23 protein-coding genes and 1 tRNA gene are annotated in these 20,353 nt (G+C 72.1%); 13 read left to right on the top strand and 11 right to left on the bottom strand.

The window, feature by feature from the left end:
• The first annotated feature begins 52 nt into the window (after positions 1-52).
• A complete protein-coding gene (locus tag F1C12_RS05140) occupies positions 53-1,108 on the top strand; it encodes a 3-isopropylmalate dehydrogenase (RefSeq protein WP_185277742.1) in 1,056 nt (351 codons plus the stop codon).
• Between the two features lie 23 nt (positions 1,109-1,131).
• Positions 1,132-2,262: a branched-chain amino acid aminotransferase gene (locus F1C12_RS05135; protein ID WP_185277741.1), complete on the top strand. Its 1,131-nt coding sequence runs from the start codon at positions 1,132-1,134 to the stop codon at positions 2,260-2,262.
• A gap of 87 nt (positions 2,263-2,349) precedes the next feature.
• On the opposite strand, the gene F1C12_RS05130 is transcribed toward F1C12_RS05135, so the two are convergent.
• A complete protein-coding gene (locus F1C12_RS05130; RefSeq protein WP_185277739.1) occupies positions 2,350-3,453 on the bottom strand; it encodes an aminotransferase class V-fold PLP-dependent enzyme in 1,104 nt (367 codons plus the stop codon).
• A gap of 82 nt (positions 3,454-3,535) precedes the next feature.
• Here F1C12_RS05130 and F1C12_RS05125 point away from each other — a divergent pair, with 82 nt between their 5' ends.
• Genes F1C12_RS05125 through F1C12_RS05105 form a run of 5 tightly spaced genes read left to right on the top strand, consistent with a single transcriptional unit; the run spans position 3,536 to position 8,635 of the window.
• Positions 3,536-4,477, top strand: a complete 942-nt coding sequence (locus F1C12_RS05125; protein ID WP_185277737.1) for a LysR family transcriptional regulator — start codon at positions 3,536-3,538, stop codon at positions 4,475-4,477.
• 20 nt (positions 4,478-4,497) lie between these two features.
• On the top strand, positions 4,498-5,376 hold the full coding sequence (locus tag F1C12_RS05120; RefSeq protein WP_185277736.1) for a ketopantoate reductase family protein: 879 nt from the start codon (positions 4,498-4,500) through the stop codon (positions 5,374-5,376).
• The gene (locus F1C12_RS05115; RefSeq protein ID WP_185277734.1) at positions 5,373-6,158 is read left to right on the top strand and encodes a fumarylacetoacetate hydrolase family protein; all 786 of its coding nucleotides are present in this window, start codon (positions 5,373-5,375) and stop codon (positions 6,156-6,158) included. Before F1C12_RS05120 ends, F1C12_RS05115 begins: the two co-directional genes overlap by 4 nt.
• 12 nt (positions 6,159-6,170) lie before the next feature.
• A complete protein-coding gene (gene gltX, locus F1C12_RS05110) occupies positions 6,171-7,688 on the top strand; it encodes a glutamate--tRNA ligase (RefSeq protein WP_185277733.1) in 1,518 nt (505 codons plus the stop codon).
• Between the two features lie 8 nt (positions 7,689-7,696).
• A complete protein-coding gene (locus tag F1C12_RS05105; RefSeq protein WP_185277731.1) occupies positions 7,697-8,635 on the top strand; it encodes an NAD(P)/FAD-dependent oxidoreductase in 939 nt (312 codons plus the stop codon).
• 76 nt (positions 8,636-8,711) lie between these two features.
• Here F1C12_RS05105 and F1C12_RS05100 read toward each other — a convergent pair whose 3' ends face one another.
• The gene (locus F1C12_RS05100; protein ID WP_185277730.1) at positions 8,712-9,158 is read right to left on the bottom strand and encodes a MarR family winged helix-turn-helix transcriptional regulator; all 447 of its coding nucleotides are present in this window, start codon (positions 9,156-9,158) and stop codon (positions 8,712-8,714) included.
• Positions 9,159-9,251: 93 nt separating this feature from the next.
• Between F1C12_RS05100 and F1C12_RS05095 the strand changes: the two genes are divergently transcribed.
• The 3 genes from F1C12_RS05095 (at position 9,252) to F1C12_RS05085 (ending at position 11,637) form a co-directional block, all read left to right on the top strand.
• Entirely contained in the window at positions 9,252-10,331 is a 1,080-nt protein-coding gene (locus tag F1C12_RS05095) for a hypothetical protein (RefSeq protein ID WP_185277728.1), read from the top strand.
• Between the two features lie 105 nt (positions 10,332-10,436).
• Positions 10,437-10,508 (top strand) — tRNA-Gln (locus F1C12_RS05090).
• A gap of 307 nt (positions 10,509-10,815) precedes the next feature.
• Complete coding sequence (locus F1C12_RS05085) at positions 10,816-11,637, top strand: hypothetical protein (protein ID WP_185277727.1); 822 nt, start codon at positions 10,816-10,818, stop codon at positions 11,635-11,637.
• 215 nt (positions 11,638-11,852) lie between these two features.
• Here F1C12_RS05085 and F1C12_RS05080 read toward each other — a convergent pair whose 3' ends face one another.
• The 5 genes from F1C12_RS05080 to F1C12_RS22655 all read right to left on the bottom strand — a co-directional run bounded on the left by F1C12_RS05080 (position 11,853) and on the right by F1C12_RS22655 (position 14,997).
• The gene (locus F1C12_RS05080) at positions 11,853-12,140 is read right to left on the bottom strand and encodes a hypothetical protein (RefSeq protein ID WP_185277725.1); all 288 of its coding nucleotides are present in this window, start codon (positions 12,138-12,140) and stop codon (positions 11,853-11,855) included.
• A 151-nt stretch (positions 12,141-12,291) separates the two neighbouring features.
• A complete protein-coding gene (locus F1C12_RS05075) occupies positions 12,292-12,741 on the bottom strand; it encodes a GNAT family N-acetyltransferase (protein WP_185277724.1) in 450 nt (149 codons plus the stop codon).
• A gap of 46 nt (positions 12,742-12,787) precedes the next feature.
• Positions 12,788-13,291, bottom strand: a complete 504-nt coding sequence (locus F1C12_RS05070) for a DUF7544 domain-containing protein (RefSeq protein ID WP_185277722.1) — start codon at positions 13,289-13,291, stop codon at positions 12,788-12,790.
• Positions 13,292-13,322: 31 nt separating this feature from the next.
• On the bottom strand, positions 13,323-13,793 hold the full coding sequence (locus F1C12_RS22585) for a DUF2510 domain-containing protein (protein WP_219732682.1): 471 nt from the start codon (positions 13,791-13,793) through the stop codon (positions 13,323-13,325).
• Positions 13,794-14,070: 277 nt separating this feature from the next.
• A complete protein-coding gene (locus F1C12_RS22655; protein ID WP_258046126.1) occupies positions 14,071-14,997 on the bottom strand; it encodes a hypothetical protein in 927 nt (308 codons plus the stop codon).
• A gap of 198 nt (positions 14,998-15,195) precedes the next feature.
• Between F1C12_RS22655 and F1C12_RS05055 the strand changes: the two genes are divergently transcribed.
• Positions 15,196-15,663, top strand: coding sequence for a hypothetical protein (locus tag F1C12_RS05055; protein WP_185277720.1), 468 nt, complete (start codon positions 15,196-15,198; stop codon positions 15,661-15,663).
• Positions 15,664-15,713: 50 nt separating this feature from the next.
• Here the strand turns inward: F1C12_RS05055 and F1C12_RS05050 are convergent, their stop codons facing one another.
• The 3 genes from F1C12_RS05050 to F1C12_RS05040 form a co-directional block, all read right to left on the bottom strand.
• Positions 15,714-15,851, bottom strand: a complete 138-nt coding sequence (locus tag F1C12_RS05050; RefSeq protein ID WP_185277719.1) for a hypothetical protein — start codon at positions 15,849-15,851, stop codon at positions 15,714-15,716.
• A gap of 91 nt (positions 15,852-15,942) precedes the next feature.
• On the bottom strand, positions 15,943-17,898 hold the full coding sequence (locus F1C12_RS05045) for an MSCRAMM family protein (protein ID WP_258046125.1): 1,956 nt from the start codon (positions 17,896-17,898) through the stop codon (positions 15,943-15,945).
• Between the two features lie 88 nt (positions 17,899-17,986).
• Complete coding sequence (locus tag F1C12_RS05040) at positions 17,987-18,184, bottom strand: hypothetical protein (protein ID WP_185277717.1); 198 nt, start codon at positions 18,182-18,184, stop codon at positions 17,987-17,989.
• 98 nt (positions 18,185-18,282) lie between these two features.
• Here F1C12_RS05040 and F1C12_RS05035 point away from each other — a divergent pair, with 98 nt between their 5' ends.
• Both F1C12_RS05035 and sufU read left to right on the top strand, forming a co-directional pair.
• Positions 18,283-19,563, top strand: a complete 1,281-nt coding sequence (locus F1C12_RS05035; RefSeq protein ID WP_185277716.1) for a SufS family cysteine desulfurase — start codon at positions 18,283-18,285, stop codon at positions 19,561-19,563.
• Complete coding sequence (gene sufU, locus F1C12_RS05030) at positions 19,560-19,997, top strand: Fe-S cluster assembly sulfur transfer protein SufU (protein WP_185277714.1); 438 nt, start codon at positions 19,560-19,562, stop codon at positions 19,995-19,997. The genes F1C12_RS05035 and sufU overlap by 4 nt, the downstream gene beginning before the upstream one ends.
• Before the next feature lie 10 nt (positions 19,998-20,007).
• Here sufU and F1C12_RS05025 read toward each other — a convergent pair whose 3' ends face one another.
• Positions 20,008-20,289 (bottom strand): hypothetical protein, encoded by a 282-nt coding sequence (locus F1C12_RS05025; RefSeq protein WP_185277713.1) that lies wholly within the window; start codon positions 20,287-20,289, stop codon positions 20,008-20,010.
• Between the last annotated feature and the right edge of the window lie 64 nt (positions 20,290-20,353).

Below are 20,353 nucleotides of genomic sequence, written 5' to 3'. Positions count from 1 at the left end.
CACGGCGATAGTGTAGGGGGACCGTCCGCCCACCGATCAGTGCAGGAGCGTCATGAGCACAACCGTCAAACTCGCCGTCATCCCCGGGGACGGAATCGGTCCGGAGGTGGTCGCGGAGGCGGTCAAGGTGCTCGACGCGGTCACGGCGGGCAGCGACCTCGCGTTCGCGAAGACGCACTTCTCGCTCGGCGCCGACCGTTATCTGGCGACCGGCGACGTGCTCACCGACGACGACCTCGCCGCGATCGCGGGTCACGACGCCATCCTGCTCGGCGCGGTCGGCGGCAAGCCGGGCGACCCGCGGCTGGCCGGCGCCAACATCGAGCGCGGGCTGCTCCTGAAACTGCGCTTCTCGCTCGACCACTACGTCAACCTGCGGCCGACCACCCTGTTCCCCGGCATCGCGAGCCCGCTGGCGAACCCCGGGGAGGTCGACTTCGTCGTCGTCCGTGAGGGGACCGAGGGCCCGTACGTCGGCAACGGCGGTGCGATCCGCCAGGGCACACCGCACGAGATCGCCAACGAGGTCTCGGTCAACACCGCCTACGGCGTGGAGCGCGTCGTGCGCTACGCCTTCGAGCAGGCGGAGAAGCGCCGCAAGAAGCTGACCCTGGTGCACAAGACCAACGTGCTCACGTTCGCGGGTGGGCTCTGGAAGCGGATCGTGGATGCGGTGGCGGCCGAGCACCCCGACGTGGCCGTGGACTACCTCCACGTCGACGCGGCAACCATCTTCCTGGTGACGGATCCTGCTAGATTCGATGTGATCGTCACGGACAACCTCTTCGGCGACATCCTCACCGACCTCGCGGCCGCGATCAGCGGCGGCATCGGACTGGCCGCCTCGGGCAACATCAACCCCGCGGGCGAATTCCCGAGCATGTTCGAACCGGTTCACGGATCGGCCCCCGACATCGCCGGCCAGCAGAAGGCCGACCCCACCGCCGCGATCCTCTCCGTCGCGCTCCTCCTCCGCCACCTCGGCGCCCAGGAGTTCGCCGAGCGGGTCGAGCAGGCGGTGACGTCCGACCTCGCCGCCCGCAGCGGCGCCGCGCGCACGACCTCCGAAGTGGGCGACGCGATCGCGGCCCGCGTGGCGCAGAATTGACGCATCGCACAAAAGGACACCCAATGACCTCCACCAGCATCAACCTCACCTCCGGACCCACCGAGACGGCCGGCCTCCTCTGGAACGTCACGCGCAACGAGTCGTCGCGCAGTGCGGCCGAGCGCGAGGAGATCCTCGCGAACCCCGGCTTCGGCAACTACTTCACCGACCACATGGTCGACCTGTGCTGGTCGGCCAAGGGCGGCTGGCACCGGCCGCGGGTCTCTCCGTACGGGCCCATCCAGCTCGACCCGTCGGCCGCCGTGCTGCACTACGCGCAGGAGATCTTCGAGGGCCTGAAGGCCTACCGTCACGAGGACGGCTCGATCTGGAGCTTCCGCCCGGAGGCGAACGCGGCGCGCATGCAGCGCTCGGCCTACCGCCTGGCGCTGCCCGAGCTGCCGGTCGAGCACTTCCTCGACGCGCTCAAGCAGCTCGTCGCGGTCGACGGCGACTGGGTGCCGGGGCGCGAGGAGACGAGCCTTTACCTGCGCCCGTTCATGTTCGCCAAGGAGGCCTTCCTCGGTGTGCGGCCGGCGAACAAGGTGGCGTTCTACCTGATCGCCTCGCCGGCGGGCGCGTACTTCCCGAGCGGCGTCGCCCCGGTCTCCATCTGGCTGTCCGACCACTGGTCGCGCGCGGGCAAGGGCGGCACCGGAGCGGCGAAGACCGGCGGCAACTACGCGTCGAGCCTGCTGCCGCAGGCCGAGGCATACGAGCACGGCTGTGCGCAGGTGCTGTTCCTCGACTCCGTCGAGGGGAAGTACATCGAGGAGCTCGGCGGGATGAACGTCGTGCTCGTGTACAAGGACGGCACGCTGGTGACGCCCGAGTCGGACAGCATCCTCGAAGGCATCACGCTCGACTCGGTGCTGCAGCTCGCGCGCGACCGCGGCCACACGGTGGAGCGTCGCCGGGTGACGATCGACGAGTGGCGCGACGGCGTGGAGTCCGGCGACATCGTCGAGGTGTTCGCCTGCGGCACCGCCGCGGTCATCACGCCGATCGGCGAGCTGAAGTCCGACACGTTCACCGTCGGCGACATCACCGCCGCCCCGGGCGAGCTGACGATGTCGCTGCGCAAGGAGCTGACGGACATCCAGTACGGCCGCGAGCGCGACCGTCACGGCTGGATGATGCGCCTCGACGCGTAGTCTCCCGCACTCGAAGGGCACGTAAACGCCCCTAAAACCACGTTTTAGGGGCGTTTACGTGCCCTTCGGTGGTTGCGGGACGCGCGGTCAGTGGGCGAGGGAGGCGAGGACGCGGTCGACGTCGTCGTGGGTGTTCCAGAGGTGGAAGGCGACGCGGGCGCGGCCGGCGCGGCCGGAGGCGCGGAGGCCGGCGGCGGTGAGCGCGGCGAGGTCCGCGCCGTCCGCGTCCGGCCAGGTGAGGATGGCGCGGCCGCGGACGGCGTCGCCGCGCGCGTCGGTCAGGTCGAGCGCAGCCGCGAGCCGGTCTGCGAGCCCGGTCGCGTGCGCGCGCACCACGGCCGGGTCGAGCGACGCGAAGAACTCCAGCGCCGCGGCCGTCCCCGGCCACACCGGCCACGCGGGCGACACGTCGAAGCGCCGCGCGGAGGATGCGGCCGACAGCAGTGGTCCGTAACAGGAGGTCCACGGGTCCTCGCCCGCGTACCAGCCCGCGTGCACCGGGGTGAGGGCGTCCCGCAGCGCGGGCCGCACGGTGAGGAAGGCGCTGCCGCGCGGCGCGCACAGCCACTTGTAGGCGTGCGTGATGGTGAAGTCGAACCGGGAGGCGTCCACCGGCAGCCAGCCGAGCGCCTGGGTGAGGTCGGCGAGGCTCAGCGTGCCGGTGCGGGCGCAGGCGGCGAGGATCGCGTCGGCGTCGGCATGCTCGCCGATCGCGGATTGCACGAGGGAAAAGGCCACCAGCCAGGTGTCGCCGTCGATGGCGTCCGCGAGGCCGGCCAGGGCGACCTCCCTGACCTGGACGCCGCGGTGCGCCTGGGCCTGGAACGGGGCGACGATGGAGGCGAAGTCGCCCTCGGGGCAGACCACCACGGCGCCGTCCGGGGCGGAGGCCGCGATGAGGGAGGCCAGCACCGACGCCTGCGACCCGATCGCCACATCCTCCACCGTCACGCCGGCCAGGCGGGCGAACGCGGAGCGTGCGCGGGCGATGGCGGCGTCGTAGTCGCCGGGCGTGGCCTCGCCGCGTGCCCAGCGCTCCAGGTCGATGCGTGTGGCCTCCACCGTTGCGCGGGTGGGGAGGCCCTGCGTGCAGGCGGCGAGGTAGCCGGCGCCGGAGGCGAAGGCGTCGCGGAAGACCGGGGCGGCTGCTGCGGCGGCCGCGGGCGCGCGCAGGGTCGGGGATTCGGGCATGGCATCCATCCTGAGCGACCCTCACACATCACACCAGAACAGGTGTTGAATCGCATCCATCACCCGGAGTTATGATTCCTGCATGCTGCTCGACGACCTCGACTCCCACAGCCTCCGCGTGGTGCGCGCGATCGCCGACCACGGCTCGATCACCCGCGCCGCCGAGTCGCTCGGCTACAGCCAGCCCGCGATCAGCCAGCACCTGCGACGCCTGGAGGGCCGCATCGGGATGCCGCTGGTCGCCCGCGCCGGCCGCGGCGTCCGGCTCACCGAGGCCGGTCGCGTCCTCGCCCGGCATGCCCGCGCGGTCACGACGGCCCTGGACGCCGCCGCCGGCGAGCTCGCCGACCTGCGCGGCCTGCGCACCGGCCGGGTCCGGCTGGCCGGGTTCCCGTCGGCGTCGTCCTCCCTCGTCCCGCGGCTGCTCAACACGATGGAGGCCGAGCACCCGGGCGTCCGGATCACCTACCTGGAGGCCGAGCCTCCGGAGGCCGTCGCCGCCGTGCGCGACCAGACGGCCGACCTCGCCATCACGTTCAGCTACCCGGGCGACCGCGTCGACCCGCACCGGGAGAGCGCCCGCGGGCTCGCCGTCGTCCCGCTCTGGAAGGACGAGATGCTGGTCGCCCTGCGCGCCGACCACCCGCTCGCGGCGGGAAAGCGCGTCGACCTCGCCGAACTGGCGTCGGCCTCCTGGATCGGCGGCTGCCCGCGCTGCCGCGGCCACCTGCTGGAGCTCACCGACGCCTGCGGCTACGCGCCGCGGATCGCCTACGAGACGGACAACTTCATCGCCGTGCTGCGGATGGTCGCCGAGGGCGTCGGCGTGGCTCTGCTCCCGGCGCTCGCGGTCGGCTCGGCGGGAGCGGTGGAGGGCGTCGTCCTGCGCCCGACCGCGAACCGCGACCACCGCACGATCAACCTGGTCGCCGCCGCGGGCTCCGACGCCGTCCCCGCGATCGCCGCCACCGCGGACGTGCTGCTCGCCCTCGACGGCGCGCCCTGGGGGCTGTCCGCGCTCTGACGGCTGGCTACGATCGAGCCATGAGCGCTGCTGAACCCGTCTTCGCCGTCGTCGGTCCCGGAGCCGTCGGCGGCCTGTTCGCCTGGCTGCTGTCGCGCGCGGGGCACGATGTCGTCGCGGTCGGCCGTCCCGCGACGGTCGAGGCCATCCGTGCGGACGGCATCGAGGTGCGCAGCGCCACGTTCGGCGACGGCGTCGAGCGCGTCTCGGCGGCGACCGAGGTGCCGGAAGGCGCGAGCGTCATCGTCGCCACCAAGGCGTACGGGCTGGAGGACGTCCTCCCCGGCATCGCGGCCGCCCGGCCGAGCGAGGTGGTGTCGTTCCTCAACGGCGTCGAGCACATGGGGCCGCTGCGGGAGGCGCTGCCCGGCGTCCCGGTCGCCGGCGCGTCCGTCGCGGTGTCCGCCCTGCGGGCCTCCACGACGGTGATCGACCACCGCAGCCCGTTCGTGAACATCGAGGCGCCGGAGGCCGCGGGCGGCTTCGCCTCGATCCGCGGCCTCGCCGGCGCCGGGCCGCGGGTGAAGGTCGGCGGCACGGAGGCGGAGGTGCTGTGGGCGAAGTTCCGGCTGCTGTCCTCGCTCGCTCTGCTGACCTCCTACTGGCGGCAGTCGGCGGGACCGGCGCTCAGCGAAGACCCGGAGCTGACCGAGGCGGTCGTCTCCGAGATCGTCGCGTGCTCGACGGCGGAAGGCGTGCCTGCCTCCGCGCTCGACCTCGTCCGCGTCCTGCACAGCGTCCCGGGCGGGATGCGCACCTCGCTGCAGGAGGACCTCGCCGACGGCCACCCGACCGAGCTGGACGCGATCGGCGGCGCGCTGCTGCGCATCGGCGCCCGGGACGGTGTCCCCACCCCGGCCGTCGCCCGCATCGTCGCGGCGCTAGGCTCGAACGCGTGAAGATCGCACGGTTCAGCCACACCCGTCCCTCCGAGCAGACCCCGGTGATCGACTACGGCATCGTCGACGACGACGCCCTGGTCGTCCTCGCCGGCGATCCGCTGTTCTCCGGCTTCGACACGACGGGGGAGCGCGTGCCGCTCGGCCAGGTCGGCTCGCTGCTGGCGCCGGTCATCCCGCGGTCGAAGGTCGTCGCGGTCGGCAAGAACTACCGCGAGCACGCCGCCGAGATGGGCGGGGAGGCTCCGGGCGAGCCGCTGCTGTTCCTCAAGCCCAACACGGCCGTGATCGGCCTCGGCGACGCCATCCTGCTGCCTCCGCAGTCGCAGCAGGTCGAGTACGAGGGCGAGCTGGCCGTCGTGATCGGCAAGATCGCCCGGCATGTGCCGGAGGAGAAGGCCGCCGAGCACATCTTCGGCTACACGGTGGCCAACGACGTGACCGCCCGCGACCTGCAGAAGTCGGACGGCCAGTGGACCCGCGCGAAGGGCTTCGACACCTTCTGCCCGCTCGGGCCGGTGATCGAGACCGAGCTGAACCCGGAGGCGTTCCTGCGTACCCGGGTCAACGGCGAACTCAAGCAGGAGGCGCGCATCTCCGAGATGGTGCACGACATCCCCTCGATCATCGCGTACGCGTCGAGCGTCTTCACGCTGCTGCCCGGCGACGTCATCCTCACCGGGACCCCGGCCGGCGTCGGGCCGATCGTCGCGGGCGACACCGTCGAGGTGGAGGTCGAAGGCGTCGGCTCGCTGGTGAATCCGGTGCGCGCTCCCAAGTAGGATTCCAAAGGTATGTCTGACAACGTTTCGCACCCCTTCTCGACCGCGACCGGCGCGGATGTCCGCGTCCGGTTCTGCCCGTCGCCCACCGGCACCCCGCACGTCGGCCTGATCCGCACCGCCCTGTTCAACTGGGCGTACGCGCGGCACACCGGCGGCAAGCTGATCTTCCGCATCGAGGACACCGACGCCGCGCGCGACAGCGAGGAGTCGTACGCGATGATCATCGACGCGCTTCGCTGGCTGCGCCTCGACTGGGACGAGGGCATCGACGTCGGCGGGCCGAACGAGCCCTACCGGCAGTCGCAGCGGTACGACATCTACCGCGACCTGATCGAGCGGCTGAAGGCCTCCGGCCACATCTACGAGAGCTTCGCCACGGGCGAGGAGATCGAGGCGCGCAACGTCTCGCTCGGCCGCGACCCGAAGCTCGGCTACGACAACTTCGAGCGCGACCTCACCGAGGACCAGAAGGCCGCCTATCGCGCGGAGGGCCGCGAGCCGGCGCTGCGCCTGCGGGTGCCGGACGACGACCTCAGCTTCGACGACCTGGTGCGCGGCGAGATCACCTTCCCGGCCGGCTCGTTCAGCGATTTCGTCGTGGTGCGGCCGAACGGTCACCCGCTCTACACCTTCGTGAACCCGGTGGACGACGCGCTCATGGGCGTGACGCACGTGCTCCGCGGCGAGGACCTGCTGTCGTCCACGCCGCGCCAGATCGCGCTCTACCACGCGCTCATCGACGCCGGCGTGACCACCTTCGTGCCGCGCTTCGGGCACCTCCCGTACGTGATGGGCGAGGGCAACAAGAAGCTCTCCAAGCGCGACCCGGAGTCGAACCTGTTCCACCACCGCGACCGCGGCTTCATCCCGGAGGGCCTGGTCAACTACCTGGCGCTCCTCGGCTGGTCGCTGACCCACGACCGCGACGTGTTCTCGATCGACGAGCTGGTCGCGGCGTTCGACGTCGCCGACGTGAACCCCAACCCGGCTCGCTTCGACCAGAAGAAGGCCGAGTCGATCAACGGCGACCACATCCGGCTGCTGGAGGTCGGGGACTTCGCCGATCGGACCATCCCGTACCTGGTCGCGGCCGGTGTGCTCAGCGAGCCGCTGACGGACGCGCAGCGCGCGGTGCTGGCGGAGGCTGCGCCGCTGGTCCAGGAGCGGGTGCAGCTCCTCGGCGAGACGCCTGGCATGCTCGGCTTCCTGTTCACCGACTCCGCGTCGCTGACGATCGAGGACGACGCCAGGAAGTCGCTGCCCGACAACGCCGGCGAGGTGCTGGCCGCGTCGATCGGCGCCCTGGAGGTCGTGCCGGAGTCGTCGTGGACCCACGACGAGATCGAGGCCGCCCTCCGCGACGCCCTGGTGGAGGCCCTGGGCCTGAAGCCGCGCGTCGCCTTCGGGCCGCTGCGCGTCGCCGTCTCGGGCCGCCGGGTGTCGCCTCCGCTCTTCGAGTCGATGGAGATCCTGGGCAAGGCCGAGTCGCTCGCCCGGCTGGACGCGCTGTCGGCGAGCCTGGGCTAGGACGCCCCGTGGCGGTCAGCGTCGAAGTCATCGTCGTCGGGGGCGGCCCGGCCGGCCTCAGTGCCGCGCTGAACCTCGCGCGCGCCCGCCGGCGGGTGCTGGTCGTCGACGGCAACCGGCCGCGGCACGCGGCGACGCTGCAGGCGCACGGCTTCCTCAGCCGCGACGGCGTGCCTCCCGCGGAGCTGCGCCGCCTCGGCCGCGAGGAGGTTTCCGGCTACGACGACGCGGACGTCGTGTTCGCGCAGGTGGGCTCGGTGACCGTGGACGCGGACGGTTTCCGTGTGCGCGGCGCCGGGGTGCGCGGCGGCGCCGACGTGGACGCTGTGGCGCAGACCGTGGTCATCGCCACCGGCGTGACCGAGACGATGCCCGCCCTCCCGAGCCTGCGCGCGTTCTACGGCACCCAGCTGCACAGCTGCCTCGAGTGCGACGGCTACGAGAAGGCCGGCGAACCGCTCGCGCTGATCGGCGAGACGACGGACCTGGCCGAGCGCGCGCTGCTGCTCACCCAGTGGACGGACGACCTGATCGTCTTCACCAACGGCGTCGCGCCCATCGGCGACGACGAGGAGCGCGCGCTCGCCCGGCTCGGTGTGGGCGTCGAGCGCCGGCCGATCGAGGACGTCGTGGGGGAGAAGGGCGTCATGACCGGCGTCCGGCTGACGGACGGCACCGTCGTGCCGCGCGCGGGCGGCTTCGTGCGGCCGGTGTGGACTCCCGCGTTGTCGTTCGCGGACGGGCTCGACCTCGACAGGGACACCGACGGCTACCTGGTGACGGACGCGCACGGGCGCACGTCGCTGCCGGGGGTGTACGCGGCGGGGGAGACGACGGCGCCGGGGCCGCAGCAGTTGATCGTGGCGGCGGGCTCGGGGGCCGTGGTCGCGGCCGCCGTGAACCGCGACCTCATCGGCATCGCGGTCGACGAGAACGCGGTCCTCTAGCCGCCGCGACATTCGTCACGAATCGCGCGTCTCGCACCGCGATTCGCGACATTCGGCACGAATCGCGGCGCGCGGGTCACTCGTCGGGGGCCGCGTTGTAGCGCTCCAGCATGCGCGCGAAGGCCTCCAGGTCGGCCTCCGACCAGCCCTCGAGCCGGCGCGCGACCGAGTCCAGCACTGTGCGCGTGCTCTGATCGAAGGCCCGGCTGCCGGCGGGGGTGAGCCGGAGGGCGATGCCGCGTGAGCCTCCCGACGCCTCCTCGTCGGCCGCGACGTAGCCGTGCTCCAGGAGGCCGGCGAGCTGCCGCGAGACGGTGGAGCGGTTCAGCTGGAAGTGCGTCGCGATGTCGATCGCGCGGCAGCCCGGGTTGTCCTGGATGAACGTCAGCAGCGACCGGTCCACGACGGAGAGCGCCTCGTCCTCACGGCGCACGCGCGCGGTGCCGCGGCGGCCGACGGTGAGCAGTTCGCGCTGCACGCGGGCGATCGGGTCGCGGGGGTCCGGCGCTGTCGGAGGCGTCATCTTCTCAGCCTATCGGCGGCGAGTTGCACAATACAACGAATTATCGTACGTTGCTCTCTGCAACTTAGCTGTCGAGAGGATCCCGCTCACCCCATGTCCGCGCACCGCATCACCCCTGTCCCCGCCGTCGCCCGGCCTCCGCGCTTCTGGCCGCCCGCCGCCTTCTGGAAGACACTCGGCTCGCACATCGTCATCCCGCTGTTCCTCGCGGCAGGGATGGCGCTGGCGTACCTCGGCGCGTTCCACGCCGCTCAGCCCGACAGCATCCCGGTCGGGATCGTCGGCCAGGGTCCCGCGGCCGACGTCTTCGCGCAGGCCCTCAACGACAAGGCGCCCTCTGCGCTCGATGTGAGCACCGTCACGACACTCGCGAAGGCCAAGGCGGAGGTCGCCGACGGGACGCTCTCGGCCGCCTACGCGACGGACGCCGGCCACGCGACGATCGTCGTCTCCACCGCGGCGTCCCCGGCGGAGGCCTCCGCCGCGCAGGAGCTGCTGCTCCCGATCGCGTACCAGCAGCATCTGCCCGTCGCCATCGACGATGTGCGCCCGGTCCCGGCGAACGACATGACGGGGCAGGGCCTGTTCTTCATGATGGTCGCGATGAGCGTCGGCGGCTATTCGAGCGCCATCGCCATCGCCGCCGTCGCAGCCCGCCTCGGCATCGGCTGGCGGATCGCGGTGTCTGCCGCGACCGCCGTCGTCGTCTCGGCGATCACCACCGTCGTCGCCGGCCCGATCTTCCACGTACTCGCCGGCAACGAGTGGAGCATCGGCCTCCTCGGGGCCCTCTACACGTTCGGGATCATCACCATCGGTGTCGGCCTTCACCCCATGCTCGGCCGCTGGACCACCCCGGTCCTCACCCTGCTGTTCGTCATGCTCAACGTCACGACCTCCGGCGGCATCTTCCCGCAGAACATGCAGCCCCCGTTCTTCGCCGGCCTCAGCACGTTCTGGACAGGTGCGGCCTGGCTGGACTCCGCGCGGGCGCTGACCTACCTGCCGGGCCAGCAGTTCGGCTTCGACGGCCTCCGCCTCGCACTCTGGGCGACCGCGGGCTTGGCGCTGATCGGCATCAGCCACCTGCTCACGGTGCGTCGCCGCCGGGCCGCGGACGACACGATCGCGGCGACGGCGGAGGAGGAGGAGACGGCCGCCGTCGCAGCCTGACGTGCCAGGGCCGGGCGCGGCTCGCCCGGCCCTCCCGCGTTTTGTGGAAGCGACGGAGCATAGGCTATTGTTGTATCTCGTGCCCGGGCCATGGCCCGAAGCCCTTGGGGTATGGTGTAATTGGCAACACGGCTGATTCTGGTTCAGTTGTTCTTGGTTCGAGTCCAGGTACCCCAGCGAAAAAGTGACCCTCACATCCGCACGATGTGGGGGTTTTTCGTGCCTATGAGGCCGAGGTCGTTGGCGCAGCCGGGGGACACGCCGGATTCGTTCTGTGAGGTAGCGCACTGGCCACCGGTGGGGTTACCGGCCGGCTGTCAGGTCTGAGTTGAAGTAGTCGGCCGGGGTATGTGTGCGACGGTGTGAAACGCGGTTCACTCAGTGCCGCCCACGACGGGCGTCGATGGGCTCGGCGCCGGTCGTCTTCCCGATGTGGCGTAAGCGAATCCCGGGGCGTAGACCTGTTAGTCAGGGGAGGCACGCGATGAAGATCAGGGATCGCGAGCGGATGCTGGAAGCGGTGCAGCGGGCGCAGTTCGAAGCACGCACCAACTACGTGGACGCCGCGCGAGTGCTCGCTCGTTCGAACGTGCGCACTGGGATGGAACTCATCTCCGTCCTGGACGAAGAGGCCAAGCCGGCCAAGCTCATCGGTAAGCGAGATGGCTTGCGGGCCGCTCTCTCCGTCATCCGTTCCACAGAGTTCTTGGAGCAGCCGACGTCGAGGTTCCGCAACGAGCACGGCGGGACTTACGTTCTTTCGGTGGGCGACCCCGGATGGGATTTTTGGATGGGCGACGACGCGGATGGCTTCTTCAGTGGCCTGGTCGAGCCGGTCAGACACGCAACCAATTACCTCGTGGAGGCGATGATCCCCGAATGGAACGCGGAGCGGACCCCCGTTCTGTGGGCGCTCGATTTCGGCAAACTCTCGTCGGAAACCGTCTACTTCGCGATGAACGACCGGGGCTACGCGTACATGGCTCTCGGGGCGGCGAAACCAGTTGCGAAGAAAGGGTGGGAGCCGCGACTCGGCGATTTCACCGTCGCACTGGATCGGACCCGGAGATCGTTGACCGAGGCGATCGCGGCGGTGGCTCCGATGCTGGATGCGCCTGCTCTTGCGGGCGTGTGCTGGCACTACTTCACTGAGGCGCACGGACTTCGAGGTGATGGGACAGATCCTCGGTGGGACGCGATCCGGGAGGGGGCTCCGGGCCTTCCTCAACGTCTGCCTGATCGCGTTCGTGTCCTGCCGGCTGAGGCTGAGCCCGGAGTTGCGGAGGACGAGAACTTACCCGGGTGACGCACTCGCTCGAACGACGCTCCGCCAGCACCCAGGTTCGCCAGCACCCAGAGTCGCCAGCACGGCGATCCACGGGATCGCTGCCGACACGACGCCGAGGGACCGTTCCGGGTCGGTGAGCATGACAGACAGGATCATCGCCAGGAGCCCGGGCACCGGAAGAAGGCCCCGGCGACGGGCCGGGGCCTCTTGTCGTGCGGAACGTGAGCGCCGGGCTACATCGCGATGACTTCGCCCACCTCGACGCTGCCGCCGTAGGAGAGGCCCGGGCATCCCTCGGCCAGCGCGGTCGCCGCGGTCAGGTCGGGTGCGTCGACGAGAGCGTACCCGGAAAGGGCGTTGGCTCCCGCGGACGTTCCCAGCAGGCTGGTGGCGCCGACACGGCTGCCCATGTCGGTCACCGCTGGGCCGAGCTTCTGGAACCAGGACCCCCAGGCGGCGATCTCCTCCTCGGTGGCGTTCACAGCGGGGTCGTTGCGGAAAGCGAAGACGAAAGCGGACATGATGTGCTCCTTCTGACTCTGGCCGGCGTCAGGTGCCGGCTCAGCAGTACGACGGGGGAGGGGGTCGGAAATCGACAGGGCCTGCCGTTTCCGGAGTCCGCCACTCATCCCGGAGCGTGGTGCCGGGTCGCCCGCTGTCCCGTGTGACTGGTCACCCCAGCCGGCGCGACCACGCGACTTCGTGCGCGAGCTGACCTGTCCGCCGGAACAACGCCACCTGGTGCGTCGAAGAGAGCGCGGCCGCGAGCTCGTCGCGGTCGGCGCGGACGAAGTCCAGCGACTCCCAGAACGGCCCGGAGCGGTGGCTGAACAGCCATGCCCGTGTCGCGCCCTCGCGCGTCGCCTGACCGAGCGCGTACCGAGCGAGCCTCGTCCCGCGGCCCCCCGATCGGTGATCGGCGCCCACCGCGACGCTCCGGATGAGGGCGTGCGCGCCGTCCGCGCTCAGCTCGTACCCGGTGCTGCCGACGATCGACCCGTCCTCGGCGCGCTCCACCCAGAGGCGCACGCCAGGGGAGTCCAGCCCGCTGAGGGTGAGGTCCGCCTGGCGGAGGAACGCCGTCAGCGAGTCGACGTCTCCGGGGGAGCAGCGCTCGAGCATGGCTCCCATTCAAGCAGGGCTGTCGTCGCAGGCGGGAGCGCGGCACTCACCCCTGCACGTGCTGCCCGAACGCGAACCCCAGTGCCATCCACACGATGAGGCTGACGATCGGGGCGGCGGCCGCGAGGACGATCGCGACGATACCGTTGCGGCGGCCGCGGTTCTGGGCGACGGCCACGATGCCCTGGGTCAGAGCCCAGATGCCGAAGATCGAGCCGACGAGCATCTGGAAGCCGAACCAGCCCTGGTCGGGGTGCATGTTGAAGCCGGCGCCCGCGTTCGTGCTGTAGGTGCGCAGGGTCGTCGCGAACACGCCCTGCAGCACGGAGACCAGCACGGACAGGCTGATCACGCAGACGGCCATGATCATCGCGACGCGGCCGAGCTTCGGCGACTTCTCGGCGGGGACGGGCACAGGCGCGGCGGCCGGCGGCTGGGTCTGCCACGTGCCGGCCTGCGGCGCGCTCGCCCACTCGGGCGCGACAGGCGCAATAGGCGGGACGGGCGGAACCCCCTGCGTCGGCACAGGAGCCACAGAGTCGTCGGTCATTTCATCCTCCACATCGAGGTCCATCAACAGGTCAGGCCGCGGCAGCCGCCGGACACTCTTCCGCGCCCAGCGCGTTCGTCCCGCCGTCCACTCCCGTGCCGCCGAACACCAGCGCCACCGCGAGCACGCAGCCCAGCAGCGCGCCGGCGCCGAGGCAGATCCCCCAGACGGCGCGCGCCCTCCCGAGGTGCTGCGGCAGGACTCCAGCGCGGATCAGCGCCGGGATGCCGAGCCCGACGGACAGGCCGACGCCGACCAGGATCAGCAGGGCGAGCAGCGGGTCGACGCCGCCTCCGAGGGTGAGCGCCAGCACGACGACCGCCGCGGCGACGACGCCGGCGGCGAGCGACGCCGTGGCGAGGCCGTTGGTCGGGGGAGGGCCGGCGACCGGCAGCGAGGGGGCGAGCGGGCGCACGGCGTCGGTCCAGCGGAGGCCGTCCCACCAGCGCTGGAACCGGGTGTCGGCGTCGGGGTACCAGCCGGGCGGCGGCAACTGGCTCATCGGGCTCCTCGTTCGGGTGCCCCGACCCTATCGGTCGGCGGCCCCGCATCGGAGGATCCTCAGCGTGAAGCACCCTTTCTGGGGGTAGTCACAGGCTGCAGTTCACCTTCCGGTAACCCCCGGCAGGCATGATCATTCGACCGGGATAGCGGCACGGGGGTTCCGCGACCGAAGGTCACTCCATGATGCGGGTGACGGTGCGGCCGATCTCATCCACAGGACGGGGTGAGACCGGCTGCACCTCTCTGTTCGAGACCCGAGACGAAGTGCCGGTCGATCAGCTCCCCAGCCCGACCCGGTCGACCCGGCGGTGGTAGCGCATGCCGGCCACTCCGCCGAGCACGGCGCCCGCGAGGCTGACGATGGCCACGGCCACCGCGGTGATGATGCCGGTCACCGTGACGCTGCCCTCGTCCAGCGGGATGCGCGGGAACCCGTTGATGTTGCCGAGGATGTTGTACTGCGCGCCGAGGATGAGGGTCAGGACGGCGACCACGACCGCGATGATGATCGCCCAGATCCACACCGCCAGCCCCTGGCGGGCGCCGTCGAACCGGGCCATCCGGCCGGCGACGTAGCCGCCGCAGTAGTAGGCCACGAACGCGATCACGACGAGTGCGATCGCGCCGGCGATGCCGATCGTGGCGGCGTTCTTGTTCGCGGCGTTCGCGGCCGCGTTGCCGCCGCCGGTCGCGCCGAAGCCGACGGCCGCGCCCGCCGCGGCGACCAGCGCCGTCAGCAGGACCGCCATCCCGGTCGCGGTCAGCCAGCCGAAGAACGCGGAGCCGAACTTCATGCCGCCGAACTCGCTGCGCTCGCGGGCGACCACGTTCTCGCGCAGCGTCCGGTTGCCGTCGACCCGGACCGCCTCGTCCGTCTCCTCGCGGGTGTCGCTCGGGTAGCGGGCGGCGCGCGGGTACTCGTCCACCGGCTCCTCGTCGAGGGAGCGGTCGTCCACGCGGCGCGTGCCGGCCGGGTCGTCCACCGCGTCGTCCACCGGCTCGCCCGCGGCCCGCGCGGACACCGGGCGCGCGGCGACCGGCTCGACCGGCTCACCCGCCGCCCTGTGCGCTCCGGCGGCCGGCACGGTCGCCGTGCCGTCGGCGAGGGCCTCGTCGCGGGGCGCCGCGTCGTACGCCCGCGTCTCCGGCTCGTACGCCCGGGTCCCGGTCGGTTCGTCTGCTGGGGGCCTACGGTCCGTCATCTCGGTGCCTCCTCCTTCACCCGCCTCTGCGACGGGAGGGTCGTTGGAACTGCCGGAGCGGACGCTAGACGCGTTCCGGCCCCCGAGGAAGGACCTTGTTCAGGTCGGACATCGGGGGTAAAGGGCGAGCCTGCCCCCGGCGCGCGAGCGTACAATCGGACCACTTCAGCAGGACACCGGCAGGAGGGAGGCGCCTCGATGGGCTGGTTCTCCCGAGCACGCGACGCCGACCCGGCGGCCCTGGCGGAAGACGGTTTGAGCGCGCTGACGCTGCTCGCCGTGCTGGACGAAGCCGTGTCGCACCTGTCCGCCGCGGAGAGCCTCCTGGAACGGTGCGCAGTGGCGGGGGAGCCCGGCCACCCGGTCGGGGTCCGGCCCGCGGACCGCCGTCTCGGTGTGGCCGACGCGCGCCAGGGCCTCCGGCTGCGGATCGCCTTCACCCAGCTCTCGCGCTGGCTCGACGGGATGACGTGCGAGCCGGAGCAGGAGCAGCTGCGGGCGGACGCGTCCCGGCTGCTGCGGTTCTACCTGCTGATGGTGACCTACGCGCTGGACGCCGCGTTCACGCCGTCGGCGCGGCAGCACATCGCGATCCGCGGCGGCCGCGGTGGCGCGGCGGGGCGGCTGGTCGAGCTGCGGGACCTGGCGCGGGCGGCGGTGGAGTAAGGCGCCGTCGAGTCGGGTCGGCCGCGGGACGCCAGGAGAGACGAGCCCGGCTACGGAGTCCGGTGCACCGTCGGAGTGGGTCCCGCGCCCGTGAGCGAGTCGAGCACGGCCGCCGAGCCGAATCCGACCAGCGCGGCGGCGACGACGGACAGCAGGACAGCGGCCAGCACGGCCTGACGACGATTCATGTTCCCCCCACGAGCGAGACCGCTGCGCAGTCCCCCCGGATGCGCGAGGTCAGGCTAGCAGGTGGAGGCGGCCGACATGCCGTCGGCACCGTCACCGCATCGGGGTGCTGCTCCGCATCCTCCGCGCCCGGCCCGCGATCGTCAGCGCCGCACCGCCGGCGATCGCCAGCAGGCCGGCCGCCGCGGCGGGCGCGGCGTCCGAGCCCGTGTCCGCGAGCTCACCGGTGGGCACGGTGGACGCTCCGGTGCCCGACGGACCACCACCCGATGCAGGCGGAGCAGGCGGAGGAGGCGGAGTCGCCGCCGCAGCCAGGGCGAAGTCCTGTCCGGTGACGGACTCGCCGGCGGCGGTGATCGTGACGGTCCGCTGCGACGCCCCGGCGTCGACGTACCCGGCGGGCGGAGTCACGGTGATCGTGTAGACGCCCGCGGCGAGGCCTCCCGTCGCATACGTCCCGTCGGCCCCGGTCGTCAGCGCGATCGTGCCGGACATCCCCTGGACGATCACCTCCGCACCCGCGACGGGTCCGGCCGGGGAGGCGACCGTGCCCTCGACCGCCCCGGAGCGGGTGAGCGCGAAGTCCACGCCGGTCACGTCGGCCGTCGCCACGGTCTCGGCGCGGCTCGCGGGGCCGCTGACGCTGTAGCCGGGCGGCGCTGCGACGGTCACGGTGTAGCCGCCTGCGGCGAGCCCGGGCAGCCGGTACGAGCCGTCGGCCTCCGTGACCGCGCTGACCGAACCGCCGGCGGAGGTCGCGGTCACGACGACGCCGGCGACCCCGCCGCCCGCGTCCGCCACCGTGCCGGTGAGGTCGGGGCTCGCGCGCAGGGTGAAGTCCACTCCGCCGATGGGTGTCTCGGATCCGGGAGGGACGGTGACCGCGACCGGTCCGCCCAGCACCGTGTAGCCGGCGGGGACGCCGACGACCTGCACCTGGTACGTGCCCACTGCCGCGGTGTCGAACAGATAACCGCCGTCCGGTCCCGTCGTGGTCGTGAGGCCGGGCGCCAGCTGGACGGTCGCGTTCGGAACGGGGGCGCCGTCGGTGTCGCGCACGGTGCCGCCGACGGCGACCGGGACGATGACGTGCGTCGCGAAGTCCACGACTGCGTCGGCGGCCGAGAGGTCCGCCGGCTTCGTGCGCGCCCCGTCGGCGATGGAGCCCGCCGGCGGCGCGAAGGTCACCGTGTAGCCGGCGCTCGCCTGCACGCCCGCGAAGGAGTAGCTGCCGTCCGCGGCGGAGGTCGTGGTGGCGACGACCGCGCCGTCCGCGTCACGCAGGGTCAGGGTGGCCCCGGCCGCCGAGCCGGTCGTCGCTGTGACGGTCCCGGTGATGTCGCGCGCGAGCGAGGCGAACCAGGTCTGGTAGACGGGGAGTCCGGACCGCTGCCGGAAGAGGAAGGTCAGCGCCGAGATCGGGGCGTTCGGTTCGAACCAGCCGGCGGAGCCGTTCGTGTCGGTCGCCGCCGCATTGCCGGTGAGGGTGAGCGTCGCCGGATCCCAGCTCGGGATGTCGGTGGCGGACCCCGTGCACGACGGCTTCCCGGCGACTCCGGGAGCGCAGTAGTTGAAGCCGCCGCGGTAGCCGAGCTGCGCAGCCGTGAGCAGTGCGCCGTCGGGGCCGATCGCGCGCACCTGCACGGCGTCCGCGTCGATGTCGCCGAGCACGAACGTCCAGCCGGAGGTCGGGGTGGGCGCGGCGAACGAGTATGTCGTGGTCGACGGCGCGCTCGGGGAGTCGGCCTTGGGCCGGAGGTTGAGGTAGGGCTTCCCCTGGCTGGAACCGTATTTCGCACCGACCGGTGTGCCCGCGCCGAGCCACGTCGACGCTCCGCTGATCACCCCGATCTGGCCCTGGCGCGAGTCCGTCGTCACGGTCGCGCTGATCGCCGGCGTGTTCGCGACCTGGACCGTGAAGGAGTTCGTGCCGGTCGTGCTCCAGCCCGCCCAGAGTCCCGTCGTCGCCGCCGACGCGGGCGACGCGAGCAGCGTGGGGAGCGCGATCGCCGCGACGATCGCCGCCGGCACCAGCAGCCGAGAGCGCACGCGGCGAATTTACGCCGCATCCGCGGGCGCGTCCAGCGCCGTTCGCCGCGGCTGCGCCGTTCGCCGCGCCTGCGTCGGGGCGGCGGTCTCAGCGCCCCCGGCGCCTCCGCAGACCGAACCCGATCAGCACGCCGCCGCCGATCGCGACGAGCACCCCGATCCCGCGCACGACCCACTGGACGTCGCCCGTCGCGGCGTCGACGAGGAGCGGACCGGCCAGCCCCACCACGACGAGCAGGATGCCGCCGATGAAGAACCACGGGGAGCCGTTCGTCCGTTCGACCATGCCCCGAGCCTACTGGCGAGCCGCGCGCCCGGACCCGTAGCACCGGCGCCGTCACGCACGGCGGGATTGCAGCGAACCCCGGTAGCGTTGAGCACAGTATGCGCACCGACACCCTCGACCCGGTCCGGCTCCGCTCGGACTTCCCGATCCTCTCCCGCGAGGTGAACGGCCACCCCTTCGTCTACCTGGACTCCGGCGCCACGTCGCAGAAGCCCCGGCAGGTGCTGGACGCCGAACGCGACTTCGCCGAGCGGTTCACGTCCGCCGTGCACCGCGGCGCCCACACCGTCGCGGGGGAGGCCACCGAGCTGTTCGAGGACGCCCGCGCGCGGGTCGCGCGCTTCGTCGGAGCCCGCCCAGAGCAGCTGGTCTGGACCTCCAACGCCACCGAGGGCCTCAACCTCCTCGCCTACGGGATGTCGAACGCGTCCGCCGGCCGCGGCGGCGAGGCCGCCGAGCGGTTCCGGGTGGGCCCGGGCGACGAGCTCGTCGTCACGGAGGCGGAGCACCACGCCAACCTCATCCCGTGGCAGGAGCTGGCGGCGCGCACCGGCGCGACCCTGCGGGTCATCGGGCTGACCGACGACGGCCTGCTGCGGCTCGACCAGGCGGCCGAGCTGATCGGGCCGCGCACGAGGGTCGTCGCCTTCACGCACGTCTCCAACGTGCTCGGCGCGATCAACCCGGTCGCGGAACTGGTGGCGCTGGCGCACGCGCACGGCGCGCTCGCCGTGCTGGACGCCTGCCAGTCCGTGCCGCACCTCGCCGTCGACCTCCCGGCGCTCGGCGTCGACTTCGCGGTCTTCTCCGGCCACAAGATGCTCGGCCCGACCGGCGTCGGCGGCCTGTACGGCCGCACCGAGCTGCTGGATGCGCTGCCCCCGTTCCTCACCGGAGGCTCCATGATCACGACCGTGACGCTCGACCACGCCGAGTACCTGCCGGCGCCGCAGCGCTTCGAGGCCGGCACCCAGCGGGTGTCGCAGGCGGTCGCGCTCGCCGCGGCGGTCGACTACCTCGAAGCGGTCGGGATGCCGGCGATCGAGGCGCACGAGGCGGAGCTGGGCGCGCGGATGCTCGCCGGGCTGGCGGGGATCCCCGGCGTGCGCGTCCTCGGCCCGGGCGCCGACGTCGAGCGCGTCGGACTGGCGAGCTTCGTCGTGGACGGCATCCACGCGCATGATGTCGGGCAGTTCCTGGATGATCGCGGCATCGCGGTCCGGGTCGGCCACCACTGCGCGCAGCCGGTGCACCGCCGGTTCGGCGCCACGGCCTCCACCCGGATCAGCGCGTACCTCTACAACACGGCCGACGAGGTGGACGCCGCCGTCGCGGCCGTCGCGGACGCGCGCGACTTCTTCGGGGTGAGCGGCCGATGAGTGACCTGCAGAACCTGTACCAGCAGGTCATCCTCGACCACGCGCGGGAGAAGCACGGCTACGGCCTGCGGGAGGACGCCGCCGCCAGCTCGCACCAGTTCAACCCGACCTGCGGCGACGAGGTGACCGTCGGCGTGCATCCGGACGCGGACGGCCGGATCCACGCGATCAGCTGGGAGGGCCACGGCTGCTCGATCTCGACCGCCTCGGCCTCCCTGCTCAGCGACCTCGTGCACGACACCGACCGTGCGGAACTGGCGGCGTCGATCGCGGCGTTCCGCGAGCTGATGCAGTCGAAGGGTGCTCTGGAGGGCGACGAGGAGCTGCTGGGCGACGCGGTCGCGCTGGCCGGCGTCTCCCGCTACGTGACCCGCGTGAAGTGCGCGATGCTCCCGTGGGTGGCGCTGGAGGATGCGCTGCTGAAGTCGGCCTAGCCGTCGCTCATCAGGGCACCGGCGCGAGGTCGACTTCGTCGGCGATGGCTTCCAGGGCGGAGGGCAGCGTCGGGAAGGTCGTGCCGTAGACGAGCCCGGAGGGCCCGGCCGCTGTCCACGTCTCCTGCCGCTTCGCGACCTTGCCGACCAGGTACCGCCGGTGGCCGCCGAGCACCTGCCGCTGCGCGATCGGCAGCGTGAGCGGGAACGCGTAGACGTCGCCGCGCGGGCTGACCACCAGCTCCCAGCGGGCGCGGCCCGGGTTGAACTTGCTCGTGAAGATGCGCGACATGATGGCCTTTTGTACCCTGCCGCCGCCACCCGTCGCCACGAAGATGACGACCTGTTGCGGGCGC

This window comes from Leifsonia shinshuensis (assembly GCF_014217625.1).
GTDB classification, from domain to species: Bacteria; Actinomycetota; Actinomycetes; order Actinomycetales; family Microbacteriaceae; genus Leifsonia; species Leifsonia shinshuensis_A.
The sequence above is the reverse complement of the archived record's forward strand: the minus strand, read 5'-3'. Positions and strand labels throughout refer to the sequence as shown.

What these genes read in the sequence shown, in the direction of transcription:
- F1C12_RS05140 (WP_185277742.1), top strand. Translation starts at nt 53, where the DNA reads ATGAGCACAACCGTCAAACTCGCCGTCATCCCCGGGGACGGAATCGGT.
- F1C12_RS05135 (WP_185277741.1), top strand. Translation starts at nt 1,132, where the DNA reads ATGACCTCCACCAGCATCAACCTCACCTCCGGACCCACCGAGACGGCC.
- F1C12_RS05130 (WP_185277739.1), bottom strand. Translation starts at nt 3,453, where the DNA reads ATGCCCGAATCCCCGACCCTGCGCGCGCCCGCGGCCGCCGCAGCAGCC.
- F1C12_RS05125 (WP_185277737.1), top strand. Translation starts at nt 3,536, where the DNA reads ATGCTGCTCGACGACCTCGACTCCCACAGCCTCCGCGTGGTGCGCGCG.
- F1C12_RS05120 (WP_185277736.1), top strand. Translation starts at nt 4,498, where the DNA reads ATGAGCGCTGCTGAACCCGTCTTCGCCGTCGTCGGTCCCGGAGCCGTC.
- gltX (WP_185277733.1), top strand. Translation starts at nt 6,171, where the DNA reads ATGTCTGACAACGTTTCGCACCCCTTCTCGACCGCGACCGGCGCGGAT.
- F1C12_RS05100 (WP_185277730.1), bottom strand. Translation starts at nt 9,158, where the DNA reads ATGACGCCTCCGACAGCGCCGGACCCCCGCGACCCGATCGCCCGCGTG.
- F1C12_RS05095 (WP_185277728.1), top strand. Translation starts at nt 9,252, where the DNA reads ATGTCCGCGCACCGCATCACCCCTGTCCCCGCCGTCGCCCGGCCTCCG.
- F1C12_RS05085 (WP_185277727.1), top strand. Translation starts at nt 10,816, where the DNA reads ATGAAGATCAGGGATCGCGAGCGGATGCTGGAAGCGGTGCAGCGGGCG.
- F1C12_RS05080 (WP_185277725.1), bottom strand. Translation starts at nt 12,140, where the DNA reads ATGTCCGCTTTCGTCTTCGCTTTCCGCAACGACCCCGCTGTGAACGCC.
- F1C12_RS05075 (WP_185277724.1), bottom strand. Translation starts at nt 12,741, where the DNA reads ATGCTCGAGCGCTGCTCCCCCGGAGACGTCGACTCGCTGACGGCGTTC.
- F1C12_RS05070 (WP_185277722.1), bottom strand. Translation starts at nt 13,291, where the DNA reads ATGACCGACGACTCTGTGGCTCCTGTGCCGACGCAGGGGGTTCCGCCC.
- F1C12_RS22585 (WP_219732682.1), bottom strand. Translation starts at nt 13,793, where the DNA reads ATGAGCCAGTTGCCGCCGCCCGGCTGGTACCCCGACGCCGACACCCGG.
- F1C12_RS22655 (WP_258046126.1), bottom strand. Translation starts at nt 14,997, where the DNA reads ATGACGGACCGTAGGCCCCCAGCAGACGAACCGACCGGGACCCGGGCG.
- F1C12_RS05055 (WP_185277720.1), top strand. Translation starts at nt 15,196, where the DNA reads ATGGGCTGGTTCTCCCGAGCACGCGACGCCGACCCGGCGGCCCTGGCG.
- F1C12_RS05050 (WP_185277719.1), bottom strand. Translation starts at nt 15,851, where the DNA reads ATGAATCGTCGTCAGGCCGTGCTGGCCGCTGTCCTGCTGTCCGTCGTC.
- F1C12_RS05040 (WP_185277717.1), bottom strand. Translation starts at nt 18,184, where the DNA reads ATGGTCGAACGGACGAACGGCTCCCCGTGGTTCTTCATCGGCGGCATC.
- F1C12_RS05035 (WP_185277716.1), top strand. Translation starts at nt 18,283, where the DNA reads ATGCGCACCGACACCCTCGACCCGGTCCGGCTCCGCTCGGACTTCCCG.
- sufU (WP_185277714.1), top strand. Translation starts at nt 19,560, where the DNA reads ATGAGTGACCTGCAGAACCTGTACCAGCAGGTCATCCTCGACCACGCG.
- F1C12_RS05025 (WP_185277713.1), bottom strand. Translation starts at nt 20,289, where the DNA reads ATGTCGCGCATCTTCACGAGCAAGTTCAACCCGGGCCGCGCCCGCTGG.